At 66.2% G+C, this 14,812-nt stretch carries 14 protein-coding genes; 8 read left to right on the top strand and 6 right to left on the bottom strand.

The window, feature by feature from the left end:
* Positions 1-16: 16 nt before the first annotated feature.
* A complete protein-coding gene (locus ACNA0R_RS02095) occupies positions 17-757 on the bottom strand; it encodes a MetQ/NlpA family ABC transporter substrate-binding protein (RefSeq protein ID WP_415824463.1) in 741 nt (246 codons plus the stop codon).
* Positions 758-1,118: 361 nt separating this feature from the next.
* Here ACNA0R_RS02095 and argB point away from each other — a divergent pair, with 361 nt between their 5' ends.
* The 3 genes from argB to slmA are packed head-to-tail and all read left to right on the top strand — an operon-like array spanning position 1,119 to position 3,398.
* Complete coding sequence (gene argB / locus ACNA0R_RS02090) at positions 1,119-2,018, top strand: acetylglutamate kinase (protein WP_415824222.1); 900 nt, start codon at positions 1,119-1,121, stop codon at positions 2,016-2,018.
* Positions 2,018-2,764 carry a pyrimidine 5'-nucleotidase gene (locus ACNA0R_RS02085; protein ID WP_415824221.1) on the top strand — a complete coding sequence of 249 codons (747 nt, stop codon included), beginning with the start codon at positions 2,018-2,020 and terminating at the stop codon, positions 2,762-2,764. Before argB ends, ACNA0R_RS02085 begins: the two co-directional genes overlap by 1 nt.
* Before the next feature lie 58 nt (positions 2,765-2,822).
* The gene (gene slmA, locus ACNA0R_RS02080; protein ID WP_415824220.1) at positions 2,823-3,398 is read left to right on the top strand and encodes a nucleoid occlusion factor SlmA; all 576 of its coding nucleotides are present in this window, start codon (positions 2,823-2,825) and stop codon (positions 3,396-3,398) included.
* A 90-nt stretch (positions 3,399-3,488) separates the two neighbouring features.
* On the opposite strand, the gene ACNA0R_RS02075 is transcribed toward slmA, so the two are convergent.
* From ACNA0R_RS02075 to gpmA, 4 genes are read right to left on the bottom strand one after another with little or no spacing between them, the layout of a single operon-like run.
* The gene (locus ACNA0R_RS02075; RefSeq protein WP_415824219.1) at positions 3,489-4,244 is read right to left on the bottom strand and encodes a HesA/MoeB/ThiF family protein; all 756 of its coding nucleotides are present in this window, start codon (positions 4,242-4,244) and stop codon (positions 3,489-3,491) included.
* Positions 4,241-5,710 carry a S41 family peptidase gene (locus tag ACNA0R_RS02070; protein WP_415824218.1) on the bottom strand — a complete coding sequence of 490 codons (1,470 nt, stop codon included), beginning with the start codon at positions 5,708-5,710 and terminating at the stop codon, positions 4,241-4,243. The genes ACNA0R_RS02075 and ACNA0R_RS02070 overlap by 4 nt, the downstream gene beginning before the upstream one ends.
* A gap of 33 nt (positions 5,711-5,743) precedes the next feature.
* On the bottom strand, positions 5,744-7,384 hold the full coding sequence (locus ACNA0R_RS02065; RefSeq protein WP_415824217.1) for a murein hydrolase activator EnvC family protein: 1,641 nt from the start codon (positions 7,382-7,384) through the stop codon (positions 5,744-5,746).
* 3 nt (positions 7,385-7,387) lie between these two features.
* Complete coding sequence (gene gpmA, locus ACNA0R_RS02060; protein ID WP_415824216.1) at positions 7,388-8,140, bottom strand: 2,3-diphosphoglycerate-dependent phosphoglycerate mutase; 753 nt, start codon at positions 8,138-8,140, stop codon at positions 7,388-7,390.
* A 160-nt stretch (positions 8,141-8,300) separates the two neighbouring features.
* Between gpmA and ACNA0R_RS02055 the strand changes: the two genes are divergently transcribed.
* The 5 genes from ACNA0R_RS02055 (at position 8,301) to ACNA0R_RS02035 (ending at position 11,826) form a co-directional block, all read left to right on the top strand.
* A complete protein-coding gene (locus ACNA0R_RS02055) occupies positions 8,301-8,723 on the top strand; it encodes a rhodanese-like domain-containing protein (RefSeq protein ID WP_415824215.1) in 423 nt (140 codons plus the stop codon).
* Between the two features lie 71 nt (positions 8,724-8,794).
* On the top strand, positions 8,795-9,049 hold the full coding sequence (gene grxC / locus ACNA0R_RS02050; protein ID WP_415824214.1) for a glutaredoxin 3: 255 nt from the start codon (positions 8,795-8,797) through the stop codon (positions 9,047-9,049).
* 75 nt (positions 9,050-9,124) lie between these two features.
* Positions 9,125-9,646 (top strand): protein-export chaperone SecB, encoded by a 522-nt coding sequence (gene secB / locus ACNA0R_RS02045; protein WP_415824213.1) that lies wholly within the window; start codon positions 9,125-9,127, stop codon positions 9,644-9,646.
* Positions 9,630-10,733 carry an NAD(P)H-dependent glycerol-3-phosphate dehydrogenase gene (locus tag ACNA0R_RS02040; RefSeq protein ID WP_415824212.1) on the top strand — a complete coding sequence of 368 codons (1,104 nt, stop codon included), beginning with the start codon at positions 9,630-9,632 and terminating at the stop codon, positions 10,731-10,733. The genes secB and ACNA0R_RS02040 overlap by 17 nt, the downstream gene beginning before the upstream one ends.
* A gap of 85 nt (positions 10,734-10,818) precedes the next feature.
* A complete protein-coding gene (locus ACNA0R_RS02035; protein WP_415824211.1) occupies positions 10,819-11,826 on the top strand; it encodes a Bug family tripartite tricarboxylate transporter substrate binding protein in 1,008 nt (335 codons plus the stop codon).
* Positions 11,827-11,860: 34 nt separating this feature from the next.
* On the opposite strand, the gene ACNA0R_RS02030 is transcribed toward ACNA0R_RS02035, so the two are convergent.
* On the bottom strand, positions 11,861-14,767 hold the full coding sequence (locus tag ACNA0R_RS02030) for a hypothetical protein (RefSeq protein ID WP_415824210.1): 2,907 nt from the start codon (positions 14,765-14,767) through the stop codon (positions 11,861-11,863).
* Between the last annotated feature and the right edge of the window lie 45 nt (positions 14,768-14,812).

Raw genomic sequence — 14,812 nt, 5'->3', positions numbered from 1 at the left:
GGACGCCGACGGTATCCTAGAACGCCGGGACGACCGCGCCCTTGTACTTTTCCAGGATGAACTGCTTTACCGCCGGCGTATGCAGCGCCTGGACCAGCTTCCGCACGGCGGGCTGGTCCTTGTTGTCGGGCCGGGCCACCAGCACGTTGGCATAGGGCGAGTCCGCGCCTTCGATGAACAGCGCATCCTTGGTCGGCACCAGGCCGGCTTGCAGCGCGTAGTTGGTGTTGATCAGCGCCAGGTCGACGTCGTCCAGCGAGCGCGGCAGCATGGCGGCTTCCAGCTCCTGGAACTTCAGCTTCTTGGGATTTTCGGTGATGTCCAGCGGCGTCGCGCGGATGTTGCCGGCGTCCTTCAGCTTGATCAGCCCTTGCTTCTGCAGCAGTAGCAGGGCGCGCCCGCCATTGGTAGGATCGTTGGGTATCGCCACCGTCGCCCCGCTCTTCAGCTCCGACACATTCCTGATCTTGCGCGAATAGGCGCCGAAGGGCTCGACGTGCACCTTCGCGATCGCCACCAGGTTGCTCTTGCGATCCTGATTGAAGGTGTCCAGGTAAGGCTGATGCTGGAAGAAGTTCAGGTCCACCTGCTTGTCCACCAGCTGCACATTCGGCTGGACGTAGTCGCTGAACACCTTGACGTCCAGGTCGACGCCTTCCTTGGCCAGGGTCGGCTTTACGAACTCCAGGATTTCGGCGTGCGGCACCTGCGTGGCGGCCACGACCAGCTTGTCGGCCGCCGCGGCGGGCAGCGCCATCAGGGCAGCCGACACCCCGGACGCCAGCAGGGCCGCGCAGGCCAGCCAGGCACGGCGCGAACGACCCGGACGGCGCGCGGGAGCGTGAGTTGCGGCAGCGGCGGCCGCGGGCAGCGCGACGATCGCGCGCGGCGATATTCGATTCATTTTCTTCCTCCTTGTCGGGGTTCCCGCACAGACCGTTTAATACGAAAGGGATCAAATCTACATGAACCCGGCTTTTTTGTACTCCATCTGTTTATTACGCGCTGGCATAAGCCGCGACGGGTAATACAATGCCGTTCAGCGGCGCCGCCCGCGCCGCATGCGCCCTTCGGCGTGTCGTCCACGCCCCTACTCCATCATCGCGTTTCCAGCCGCCATGACCGCTACCTCCGATACCGCCGCCCTGTCCCCCGCGCTGAAGGCCAGCGTTCTTTCAGAAGCGCTGCCCTACCTGCGGCGCTTCCACGGCAAGACCATCGTCGTGAAGTACGGCGGCAACGCCATGGTCGAAGAACGCCTGCAGGAAAGCTTCGCGCACGACGTGGTACTGCTCAAGCTGGTGGGCCTGAATCCCGTGGTGGTCCACGGCGGCGGCCCGCAGATCGACGACGCCCTGCGCCGCGTCGGCAAAAGCGGCACCTTCGTCCAGGGCATGCGCGTGACCGACGCCGAAACCATGGAAGTCGTGGAATGGGTGCTGGGCGGCCAGGTGCAGCAGGACATCGTCCTGATGATCAACGAAGCCGGCGGCAAGGCCGTAGGCCTGACCGGCAAGGACGGCGGCCTGATCCGCGCGCGCAAGAAGTTGATGGACAACAAGGAGAATCCCGACCAGCCGCTGGATATCGGCTTCGTCGGCGACATCACCCAGGTCGATCCGGCGGTCGTCAAGGCCTTGCAGGACGACCAGTTCATTCCCGTGATCTCCCCCATCGGCTACGGCCAGGACGGCAAGGCCTACAACATCAATGCGGATGTCGTGGCGGGCAAGATGGCCGAAGTGCTGGGCGCGGAAAAGCTGTTGATGATGACGAACACCCCGGGCGTGCTGGACAAGAACGGCCAGCTGCTGCGCAGCCTGTCGGCGCGCGCCATCGACGAACTCTTCGCCGACGGCACCATTTCGGGCGGCATGCTGCCCAAGATTTCCTCTTCGCTGGACGCGGCGCGCAGCGGCGTGAACTCGGTGCACATCATCGACGGGCGCGTGCCGCACTGCCTGCTGCTGGAACTGCTGACGGACCAGGGCGTGGGCACCATGATCACGTCGCGCTGATGCAGATACGCCGGCATTTGCTGCGGCCGGCGGCGCGCTTGCGCCGCTCGCGCCGGACGGCCACCGCCGCGCCTCAGCGCCTGTGGCTGTTCGATCTGGACAATACGCTGCACAACACCTCGCATGCCATTTTCCCGCGCATCGACGCGGGCATGGCGCGCGCCGTGGCGGAGACACTGGGCGTGGACCTGGACACCGCCAACGCGCTGCGCACGAAGTACTGGAAGCGCTATGGCGCGACGGTGATCGGCATGGTGCGCCATCATGGCGTGAATGCCGAAACCTTTCTGCGCATGAGCCATGATTTCGACGTACGTCCCCTGCTCAAGTCGGAAAGCGGCTTGCCGGCCAAGCTGCGGCGGCTGCCGGGGCGCAAGGTCCTGCTGACCAATGCACCGCTGCATTACGCGCGCGCGGTGCTGCGGCACCTGGGCCTGCTGTCGCACTTCGACAGCCTGTGGGCCATCGAGCACATGAACTGGCACGGCAGCTTCCGGCCCAAGCCTTCGGCGATCCTGTTGAAACGCGTGCTGGCGCGCGAAGGCGCGTCGGCCGCGCATACCGTGCTGGTCGAAGACACGCTGGAAAACCTGCGCGGCGCGCGCCGCGCGGGCCTGCGCACGGTACACATCCACCATCCTGGCACGCCCTTCAGCAAGGGCGGCCGCAACCGGCCGGGCTATGTGGACTTGCGGGTACACTCGGTCAGCGAGCTGCTTCTGCAACGCCGCCCCCTGCGGCGCTAGCACGGTCCTTTTTATTTCCTGAACTTCTTTACCGGCCGCCTCGCGGACGGCCACACCCATGGCAAGCAGACCCGGCGAAAAGAAAACGCAGATCCTGCAGACCCTGGCGGAAATGCTGGAGCAGCCCCATGCGGCTCGAATCACGACAGCGGCCCTGGCGGCACGCATGCAGGTTTCGGAAGCCGCCCTGTACCGGCATTTCGCCAGCAAGGCGCAGATGTTCGAAGGCCTGATCGAGTTCATCGAGCAGACCATATTCACGCTGGTCAATCAGATCGGTTCGGCCGAGCCCAACGGCATAGGCCAGGCGCGCCGCATGGTGAACATGCTGCTGACATTCTCCGAACGCAATAAGGGAATGACGCGCGTGTTGACGGGCGATGCGCTGGTGACGGAAGACAACCGCCTGCAGGAACGGATCAATCACATCAACGATCGCATCGAGGCGTCGTTCCGGCAGGCATTGCGCACGGCGGTACACGATGGCGCCTTGCCCGCGAACGCCGATATCAGCGCGCATGCCAGTTTGCTGACGCATTTCGTGCTGGGCCGTTGGCTGCGCTACGCGCAAAGCGGTTGGCGCGTGGCGCCTACCGTGCATCTGGATGAACAGCTGCGGCTTGCCTTGGGCTGAGGCCTACCTGGGACGCCGCGGATCCGGGTGGGCGGCCAGCCCTCCGCCGGTCCGCCGGCGGCGCCCCCTTGAGGGGGAAGCGCGTAGCGCTTAGGGGGTGGGTCTCCCACATACCGCGCATTCCGGGTCGCGCGGTACGTTCAGGCTGCGCCATTGCATCGCCAAGCCATCCAGGCACAGCAGGCGGCCCGCCAGCGTTTCGCCGATGCCGGCCAGCAGCTTCAGCGCCTCCGCCGCCTGCACGCTGCCGATGATGCCGACCAGCGGCGCCAGCACGCCCATCGTGGCGCAGCTGGCTTCCTCGACGTCGTCCGCTTCCGGGAACAGGCAGTGATAGCACGGCGAGGTCTCGTCGCGCATGTCGAACACGCTGACCTGCCCATCGAAGCGGATGGCCGCGCCCGATACCAGCGGCTTGCGATGATGCACGCACGCGCGATTGATCGCATGCCGCGTCGTGAAGTTGTCCGAGCAATCGAGTACGACATCCGCCTGCGCCACGGCCGCGAGCAAGGCGTCGCCCTGCAAACGCCGGGCGATGGTATCGACGGCGATCTCCGGGTTGAAGGCGTGCAGGGCGCGACGACCTGATTCCACCTTGGCCTGTCCCAGGCTTTCGGTGGTGTGCAGCAGTTGCCGCTGCAGGTTGCTGAGTTCGACCACGTCGTCGTCGACCAGGGTGATATGGCCGACCCCGGCGCTGGCAAGATACATCGCCGCCGGAGAGCCCAGCCCCCCTGCCCCGATAATCAGCGCACGCCCCGCCAGGATTTTTTCCTGCCCTTCGATACCCAGTTCGTCGAGCAGGATATGGCGTGCATAACGCAGCAACTGCTGGTCGTTCATTTTGCCTTGGTGGGCTGGACTCCGGACGGCGTGATCGTCATGCGCTCGGTGGGTGCCGGAGCGGCCCCCGTGGCCTGCTGCTGGGTGCCCACCTTGTCGGCGGACGCGGTCTTGGGCACGGCCTTCTGGATCGGCTTGCCGTCCAGCAGGTTCAGCGCCTGCTTCAGCTGGAAATCGTCCTTGCCGCCGAACTCGAAGGTCTTGGGCAGTTCGATATTGGCCGGATCATTCGCCGACTTGATCTCGCCGTTGGGCGCTTGCTGATTGGCCAGGTGGCGCTGCAGGTCGGCTTCGCGCGGCAGGCGGAACAAATCGCCCGTCGCGGTATCGGCCACCACGTAATCCGGTTCGATACCGGTAGCCTGGATGGAGCGGCCGCTAGGCGTGAAATAGCGCGACGTCGTCAGCTTGATGGCCGTGTCCTCGCTGAGCGGCAGAATCACCTGCACGGAGCCCTTGCCGAAGGTACGGTTGCCCATCACCTTGGCGCGCTTGTGATCCTGCAGCGCGCCGGCGACGATCTCCGAAGCGGACGCGGAGCCCACGTTCACCAGCACCACCATGGGCACGGTTTTGACCCAACCCGGCAGGCCCGACAGATAGTTGCCTTCGCCGCGCGCATATTCGGCCGGCGTGGCCAGATACTTGTGGCGCGCGTCGGGCGTGCGGCCGTCGGTGGACACGACCAGCGAATCGGCCGGCAGGAAGGCGGAGGCCACGCCGATCGCACTGGTCAGCAGCCCGCCCGGGTCGTTGCGCAGGTCCAGGACCAGCGCACGCGGCGGCTGCTTGGCGCCGAGCTCGGCAAGCTGGCGCGCCATGTCGGCGCCGGTCTTTTCCTGGAACTGGGCGATGCGCACATAGGCCACATTGCCATCCAGCATCTTGCTGCGCACGCTGCGCACCTTGATGACGTCGCGCACGATGCGCAGCACGATGGGCTGCGGATGATCGGCGCGCATGATGGTCAGCGTGATCGGCGTCTTGGGCGCGCCGCGCATCAGCTTGACGGCGTCGTTCAGCGACATGCCCTTGGTCGGCGTATCGTTGATCTTGGTGATCAGGTCACCCGCCATGACGCCCGCGCGCGCGGCCGGCGTGTCTTCAATGGGCGAGATGACCTTGACGTAGCCGTCTTCCGCGCCGACTTCGATGCCCAGGCCGCCGAACTCGCCTTGCGTGGCGGTCTGCATGTCGCGATAGGCGTCGGCATCCAGATAGGCGGAGTGCGGATCGAGACCGGACACCATGCCGGAGATGGCGTTGTCGATCAGCGTCTTGTCGTCCACCGGCTCGACATAATTGTTCTTGATGGCGCCGAAGACGTTGGTGAACTGACGCAGTTCGTCCAACGGCAGGGGGCTCCCGCCGCGCTGCGCGACCGCGGTCACGCCGACGCTTAGCAAAACACCGGCGACGACACCGACCGACACCAGGCCGAAACTGCGAAACTTGCGAGTGCTCATGCACACTTCCTGAATTGGTTTAGCCAAACGCTTCTACTGGGCCAACCACTGGGCTGGGTCCACCGGCGCGCCGCCATGACGAATTTCAAAGTATAGGCCCGATTCCACCTGCCCGCCCGTCGCGCCCGCCGCGGCGATGGTGTCGCCGGCGGCGACGCGATCGCCGACCTGTTTCAAGAGGGATTGGTTATAGCCATAGACCGTCATGTACTGCTGGCCGTGATCCACGATGATGAGGTTGCCGAAGCCCCGCAGCCAATTGGCGTAAACCACGGTACCGGGCGCCACGGCGTGCACGGGCGTGCCTTCCGGCACGCGCAGTACGATGCCCCGCCAGACGCCGCCGTCCGGACGGCCCAGGCCGAAGCGCCCTTGCACGGTGGCGCCCTGCACCGGCACCGGCAGGCCGGGCCGCAGGCCGCGGCCCGCGGGGATCGGCCGTTCGACGGGCCGGGCCGGAGCACTGCTCGCCGTGCCGGGGGGCGAGGAGGGGCCCGAGGGCGACCTGGCATCGGCCGGTTCCACGGACGTGGGTTCAGCTGGCTTTAAGCCTTCTATATTGCCGCGCGCCACGGGCAGGCTGGCCTGCGCCGCCCGGCGCGCGGCCGCTTCGGCGTCCTCCGCCTGCTTGGCGGCGGCGGCGGCCTGCCGGTCCGCGGCGGCGGCGGCCTCGGCATTGCGTCGCGCGGCGGCTTCGACCTGTTCGCGCGCCTGCGATGCTTCGCGGGCTTCCTGCGCGCGACGCGCGGCGTCGGCGGCCTTGCGCGCCTCGTCCGCGCGCTTGCGGGCTTCTTCCGCCTTGCGGCGCGCGTCTTCCAGCGCCTGGCGCCGCGCTTCTTCGGCCTTGCGGGCGGCTTCGGCCTCCGCCTTTTTGCGGGCTTCCTCGGCTTTGCGGCGGGCCTCTTCGGCTTTGCGCGCTTCTTCGGCCTGCTTTTCGATGGCGGCCTGCAAGTCGTCGATCAAGCGCGTCATCCGCTGATCGTCGCGTCCCAATTTAACGGCCTCTTCACGCTGCGCCGTAATCTGGCCTTCCAGTCGCGCGAGGACGCCGGCGCGTTCTTTCTGCTGCCCGACCAGTTGGGTTTTCTGGTCGGCGGTTTCCTTGACCACCTGGGCGATTTCCTGGCGCCGTGCGTCGGCCTGGCCTTGCAGGCGCGCCAGTTCGTCCAGGTCGCGGCGCAGCGCCTGCACCGCTTCTGCCCGCGCCTGGGAAACATAACCCAGGTAGGCCAGATTGCGGCCCAGTTGCTGGGGATCGTCGCCGGACAGCAGCGCCGTCCAGGGCGACAGCCCGCTGGTGTACTGGGCACGCAGCTGCTTGGCGAGTTCTTCGCGCCGCTGCGCCAGCACCGCCTGCTGCGCCGTCATCTGCCGTTCCAGGGCAGCCAGCTCGGCTTCCGCCTGCTTGCTTTGCGCGGCCAGCTCGGCCAGGCGCCGGTTGATCTGCGAGATCGCGGTTTCCGACTGGCGCAGCGCATCGGCGGCTTCCTTGCGCGCCGACTCGCGTTCGTCGATGGTTTTCTGCAGCGACTGGATGCGCTCGCGCAGCGCCGACTGCTGGCGCTGGGCCTCGGTCTGTTTCTCGGCGAGATCCGCCGGCGCGGCCCAGGCGCCGCCGGCCGCCAGCGCCATCGTCAGCGCGGCGGCCGCCCATCCACTGCCAGCCAGGCGCATCGATCAGGCCTTTTTCGCCTTGCCCTGGGCGGCCACGGCCGCCATGGCGGCTTCGATTTCAGCGGGATCGCCCAGATAGTAATGACGCAGGGGACGCAGATTGTCGTCGAGTTCGTAGACCAGTGGCTGGCCGGTGGGAATATTGAGCCCGACGATATCGTCGTCGGAGATGTCGTCCAGATGCTTGATCAGCGCACGCAGGCTGTTGCCATGCGCCGAGATCAGCACGCGGCGGCCGGAGCGGATGGCGGGCGCGATCGACTCGTTCCAGAAAGGCAGGACGCGGGCGACCGTATCCTTCAGGCATTCCGTGGCCGGCAGCTGGTCCGCCGGAATGCGCGCGTAGCGGCTATCGAAGCGCGGATGGCGCTCATCGTCCAGGGGAATGGGATCGGGCGCGATGGCGTACGCGCGACGCCAGATCAGCACCTGCTCGTCGCCGAACTTGGCCGCGGTCTCGGCCTTGTTCAATCCTTGCAGGGCGCCGTAGTGGCGTTCGTTCAGGCGCCAGCTGTTGCCGATGGGGGTGTACATCGCGTCCATGGCGTCCAGCGCGATCCACAGCGTGCGGATGGCGCGCTTGAGGACCGAGGTAAAGGCCAGGTCGAACGTGTAGCCTTCGCGCTTGAGCAGTTCACCGGCGGCGCGCGCCTGTTGGCGGCCGGTATCGGTCAGGTCGACGTCAGTCCAGCCGGTGAAGCGGTTTTCCAGGTTCCACTGGCTTTCGCCGTGACGCATCAGAACGAGTTTATGCATGGTGCGGTCGCTTGAAACAGAGTTGAAAGATGCCGGGATGGCATCATTTTATAATTGCCCGGTTATGCCCCTTCCGGACGGTCACGCGCCGCCGCCCTTCCGGAGTGCGGCGCCCGGTGGGCTTCGATAGCCCATTAACCGTCATACTTCAGGACGTTCCGTGGATTTTGTGCATTTTCTGCTAGGTCAGAACAATATTTTCATCGTCGCCGCGGCGGTCGTGTCCGGCATCATGCTGGCCATTCCCGCGCTGCGCAAGACTGGCGGCGGATCCGCCATCGGAACGGCCGAAGCCATCCAAATGGTGAACCAGCGGCAGGCCGTATGGGTGGACGTGCGTCCGGCCGAACAATACCAGGCGGGGCACATCGCGCAGGCACGCAGCGTGCCGGCGGGCGATATCGACAAAAAGTCCGCGGGCCTGCCCAAAAACAAGCCCCTGGTCGTCGTGTGCGAACAGGGCCGCGAGGCGAGCCGCGCCGTGGCCAGGCTCAAGGCCCAGGGCTTTGCCGAAGTCGTGGCCCTGCAGGGCGGCATGAAGGCCTGGAGCCAGGCCGGCCTGCCCGTCACGCAGAAAGCCTGAACGCGAGCCGTCCCAGGGCGGGCGGCAGCCTGAAATGTCGCCCCTTCCGCTTTCAACGTAGAGAACCGACGATGAAAAAAGTCCTGATGTACAGCACCGGCGTCTGTCCGTATTGCATCCGTGCCGAAGCCTTGCTCAAACAGCGCGGCGTAAGCGAAATCGAAAAGATCCGCATAGACCTCGACCCGGCCCAGCGCGCCGTGATGATGGAGCGCACAGGCCGCCGCACGGTGCCGCAGATCTATATCGGCGACACGCACGTGGGCGGTTACGACGATCTGGCCGCGCTGGACCGCGCCGACAAGCTGGTCCCCATGCTGGGCTGATTCATGGCGCCGTCCGGCGGACGGCGCATCCCTTGCCTGCCTCAGGCTTTACTCCCTACCTTTCCGGAATTCTTCATGGCCGATCAAACCAACCAGCAGGCGGGCGACGACGCTCCGTCGTTCAATCTGCAGCGCGTCTACCTGAAAGACCTGTCGCTGGAAATGCCCAACGCGCCGCACGTATTCCTGGAACAGGACACGCCGCAGGTCGAAGTCAGCATCAATGTCGGCGGCCAGCGGCTGACCGAAACGCTGTTCGAATCCACCGTCACCGTCACCGTGACGACGCGCGTCACCGACAAGGTGCTGTATCTGGTCGAAGGCACCCAGGCGGGCATTTTCGAACTGGCCAACATCCCGGCCGAACAGCTGGATCCGCTGCTGGGCATCGTCTGCCCCACCATGGTCTACCCGTACCTGCGCGCCAATGTCGCGGATGCGATCACGCGCACGTCGCTGCCGGCCCTGCATTTGGCGGAAGTCAATTTCCAGGCGCTGTACGAGCAGCGCATCGCCGAACTGCAGCAGCAATCGCAGCAAGGCGGATCCGGCAATGACTCCGGCATCATCCTGCCGCCCAATGTCACCCGCCAGTAAACCCGTCGCAAGCCCCCGCCCGCCCGCCGGCACGCAGGTGCCGCCGCGGGTGGCGGTGCTGGGCGCGGGCAGCTGGGGAACGGCGCTGGCGGCGGTAGCCGCGCGCCGCCGCCCTACCCTGCTGTGGGCGCGCCAGGCGGCGCAGGCCGCCGCCATGAGCGCCACACACGAAAACGCCCGGTATCTTCCGGGCGTTTCTTTGCCTGAGTCATTGCAAATAGGCAGCGACTTCAACCAGGCGCTGTCCTGGGCCGCCGCGGACGGCGGCGTGCCGCTGCTCATCCTTGGCGTGCCGGTGGCCGGCCTGCAGGCCATGTGCCAGGACCTGGCTCAGCGCCTGCCCGCGCTCGGGTGCGCCGGCTGGCATGTGGTCTGGACGTGCAAGGGATTCGACGAAGCGCAGGGGCGGCTGCCGCACGAAATCGCGCGGGCATCGCTGGATGCAGGCAGCGGCGTCAGCCTCGGCGTGCTGTCGGGCCCGAGCTTCGCGCGCGAAGTGGCGCAAGGCCTGCCCGTGGCATTGACGGTGGCCAGCGACGATGCCGGCCTATGCGCGGCGACCACGGCCGCGCTGCATGGCGGCGCCGTGCGCGTCTATGCCGGTTCCGATGTCGCCGGCGTCGAAGTCGGCGGCGCGATGAAGAACATAATCTCGATCGCCTGCGGCATTTCCGACGGCCTGATGCTGGGCACCAATGCCCGCGCCGCCCTGATCACCCGCGGGCTGGCCGAGATGACCCGCCTGGGCGTGGCGCTGGGCGCGCGCGCGGATACGTTTTCCGGGTTGACCGGACTGGGCGACCTGGTGCTCAGCGCGACCGGCGAACTTTCCCGCAACCGCCGGGTCGGCCTGGATATCGGCGCCGGGCGCAAGCTGGACGACATCCTGGCCGGCGGCGTGACGGCGGAAGGCGTGCGGGCGGCACGTTCGGCCCTGGCGCGCGCGCGGGCCTTGAATGTCGATCTGCCTATTACCGCCGCGGTGTGCGCGGTGCTCTTCGACGGCGTTTCCCCCATGACGGCAGTGTCGACCTTGCTGGCACGCGACGCCCGTCCGGAAAGCGGAGACCTGCGCGTGCCCGACTAAGGGCCTGTCCACACCAGGCCGTCCACTCAAAAACAGCGCGCGATCGCCCTGGCGCGATCGGCCATCTCAGCCAAAGGAGAAATCGATGTTCCTGTTCAACCCCGGCCGCCGCGGCGCACGCATGCCACGGCTGTGGCTGGCCCTGGCCAGCATCGCCACCGCGCTGACGCTGGGCGCGCCCGCGCATGCGGAATGGCCGGAACGCCCCATAGACCTCATCGTTCCGTTCCCCGCGGGGTCCTCGCCGGACCTGCTGGCGCGTATCGTGTCCGAACCGCTTTCGCAGGCGCTGGGCAAGCCCATCATCGTGCAGAACAAGCCCGGCGCCGGCGGCAATATCGGCACCCGCCTGGCTGCCGAGGCCAAGCCCGACGGCTACACGATGCTGTTCACGATCAATGGACCGCTGACGACGGCGCCGACGCTGTATCGCAAGACGCTGGGCTACGACCCCTTCACCGACCTGACGCCGGTCACGCTGGTCGCGACCAGCCCGAACGTGCTCGTGGTGCCCAGCAGCCTGAACATCAAGACCGTGGATCAGTTCGTCAAGCTGGCCAAGGAAAAGCCGGGCGCCCTGAATTACGGGTCCGTGGGTCCCGGCAGCGCGTCGCAATTGGCGATGGAAATGTTCAAGGGCCAGGCCGGCCTGGACATCGCCCATATTCCCTATCCCGGTTTTCCGCAGGTCATCAGCGCGATCATCGCCGGCGATATCCAGGCGTCCTTCATGGTGCCGGCCATCGCCATGCCGCAAGCGCGCAATGGCAAGGCAACGGTGCTGGCGGTGACCAGCCTGGAACGCGCCGATACGCTGCCGGACGTGCCCACCATGGCGGAACAGGGCTATCCGGGCTTCGAGGCGATTTCCTGGGATGCGGTCCTGGTGCCCGCCGGGACGCCGAGCGGCGTGGTCGAGAGGCTGAATAGCGAGCTCGCGCGGATTATCAGCAGCGATAAAGTGCGCGAGCAGATGGCGGTGCAGTACTTCACGCCCGCGCCGTCGTCACCCGAGCAGTTGGCGACGCGCATGCGCGACGAGAAGGCGCGCTGGGACGCCGTGATACAGAAGCTGAATCTGTCGCTGGACTGATCGCGGGGAAGCTCCCCCGCGATCATGCGCGACGTCAAGCAGCGGCGCCGGGCGCCGGTACGGGAAGCGCCTCCGGGGCGATAACCGGCGCGGGTGCCGGCACGAATGCCGATACCGCAGCGGTTACGGCGGTTGCCGGAGCAGGCACCGCCGCCGCCGCGGCGGTTGCGCCCGTTACCGTAGTGGCCGTAGTCGTGGTTGTGATGGTGGCCGTGGCTGCGGGTGGATGGTCCGCCGCCGGCACGGGGCTCGCGGCTTCGGGCATGGCGGCGACCCGAGGGTCCGCCGCCTTCCCCACCGGCGTCGGCTGCTCCGCATAACGATTCATCGGATTGTTCCTCTCGAACGATCTGCCGGAATTCAGCAAGGCCTGCTGATAGTGCCGATAGATGAATCGGTTTTCCTCGCCGATCGTGCTCACAACCGCCTCGGCCTTGAGGAAATCATCCATATGGCCTTCGTAACGCTTGAACCGACCCAGCATGTTCTGCATGTGCGTCTGGTTCAGGCGAGCCCAGGTCGCATCGTAAGTGGTGAAGGTGCCGGTATCCGGGCTGGACCACGTGCCCACGTCCCGCTTGATGAGCCCATCCAGGGCCAGCTTGATGCCCTCATAGTCCTTGTTGGAATCACGATCGAATTTGTCCGACAGCCGTGCGAGCAGATAGGCATAGCTGCGTACTTCCGGCTCCTGCTCCACCGCGTCGCGCAGCGCGGTCCAGCAACGGTTGGCCGTGCGTTGCCATGCCACGGAATCGCGCGGCGTCATGCGTTCGGTATCCAGGAACTTGTTGCGCCACCATCCCTGCAGGCCGGCGATCCAGGCAAAGCGCGGCGCGGATTCTCTCATATCGGGGCAAGGCTGCTGCAGGTTCCTGTAGAGGTTCTTGAGCGAATCCGGCCCCAGCGTCGCCACCGCGCGGGAGAACTCGATGCGCAGGTATCGATCGCAGGCATCCCTGGGGAACTGGCTGGCGGCGAACTGCGCGCGCAGGTCATCCACCGCGATCAGCATATTGCGAAACGCCTGCTGGACTTCGCGTGGATCGGCGGGATAGCGGTTCAACGGCTTGAACGCGGCCCGCACGCTCCGGCCCAGGCGGCCCATGTGATACTCGAAACGCACCTGTTCCATCTTGGCGCCGTCTCCGATCACCAGGTAGCCGGCCCAGAACGCGATCTTGTCCCACGCCTTGCGCAGCGGACCGCGCTTCCTGGCCACCAAGGCGCCTTCCAGGTTGTCATAGTCCGTCAAATCGCGCCAGCGCGATCGGCGGGCGTCGCCGACGGGCAGCACGTCCCCCTGCAGGATGAGCTGTATTTCCTGCAGCACGCGGCGATACTGCGGCACCATCAGATCGCCGTTCATCGTGATGCGGCCCATGCCTTCCATCAATGCGTCGAATACGGCCTTTTTCCGCCAGGTCGTCGTTTCCCGCAGGATGGCGCGCACGTCTTCCGGAGCGCGCTCGAAGATCAGCCGCGACAGATAGCCGGTGCGGTCCTCGTCGCCGCGCATCGACAGGTACATGCCCCGCAGCAGAGCGTGAACGGCGTTCCTGCCCTGCTGGTACATATCCAGCTGGTCGGGCAACGGCACCTCGTCGGCGGCGCAGCCGCGGTCGCTCATGCCCTGGATCGCATTCGACTCGATGAGCTGGGTCAGCTTCGCCAGTTCGCGCAAGGGCTCGGTTTCATAACGGCGTATGCGTTCGTCGCTCACGGCCGCGCGCCAGGCGTCCAGGACCTCGGCCGACTGGACGCGATCGGCATGGATCTGGATGGTGCCCATGTACCCGCCGGGAGACGCGGCCCGGCAGACTTCGTCGAAGGCGTTATCGGAAAGGGCGCGCATTGCCCGGCCCACGTGACTCTGGATGAAATTCCGAGTCTCCGTCGGCGTAGGCGGCAGCAGGTCGAGAGCCTGCGCGAGCTGCGCCATCCAATCGCCGGAGCCAGGGTTCGGCAGTCCTTGGACCCCGCTCATTTCCCGCAGCAGACTGGCGCATGGCTCGGCTTTATCGCTCTGGAAATCCGCCACGGCCTGGTCCCACTGCCCCAGTTCCGAAGGATATTGCCGGCGCAGCGACTCGCCGCCCTCGATCAGCTTGCGGCATTGGTCTATGGTGCTTTTCAGATGATCGCCCAGGTCGACTTTACCGCGCAGCTTGGCGAGTTCGCGCGCGATGCGTTCGGCGTTCGCCTCTTCGAGGCCATGCGTCCACAGACGATTGATGAACTGCGCGGCTTCTTCCGCGGTGGGCTTGGAAGAGAGCCCCGTGACTTCCTTGCCCTTCTGCACCAGGTTCCCGAAAAAGCCCGGCCCGTGGCCGCTATCCACGCGGGCCTGAGCCACGGAGAGCGCGGGCAACCCGCCGCACAGGTATGCGCTGTCTTTTTCCAGATGACGGCGCGCGTCGTTGCGGCACTTGACGACGGCGGCTTCGATACGCCCGAGTTTTTTGAGCGCCACCTTGATCTTGCGCCCTGCCTTCTTGAAGGTCTTTTTGTTGACGCGCAGGTCCGCGATATCCTCGTCCAGCTGCCGGCGCGCCTGCAACTTTGCCGGATCCAGCGCGGATGTGATTGCCGCCATTCGCATCACCCCGCTGGTTCCGGGCGCCACCTTTTGCAGTACCCGCATGCCGGCACTGATGCACGCATTCTCGACCCTGGCCACTGCCTTGCCTATGCCTTTATGCAGGCGGCTTTCGGCGGCTCTCACGGCGACGACACAGCTATTGGCGGCGTGCGTGCCGACGCGGCAAACGTTCCTGCCGACGCGCTGCGTGCGCTTGGCCGGCTTGGCATCGAACCGCTTGGCGCCAGCCGACGCCGAGCCGGCAGACGATGAGGGAGAATTCAAGCGGCCGCGTGCTTGGGGCTGGACATGCTCGTTCTGGACGTTGGGGCCAGCGCCGGAGGTGGGATAGACAGGCATATGCGATCCTTCTGCTGCGTTTGGATACCCCGCCATCGTTGGCAA

Source organism: Bordetella sputigena (assembly GCF_965137885.1).
In the GTDB taxonomy this organism is placed as follows: Bacteria; Pseudomonadota; Gammaproteobacteria; order Burkholderiales; family Burkholderiaceae_B; genus Bordetella_C; species Bordetella_C sputigena.
The sequence above is the reverse complement of the archived record's forward strand: the minus strand, read 5'-3'. Positions and strand labels throughout refer to the sequence as shown.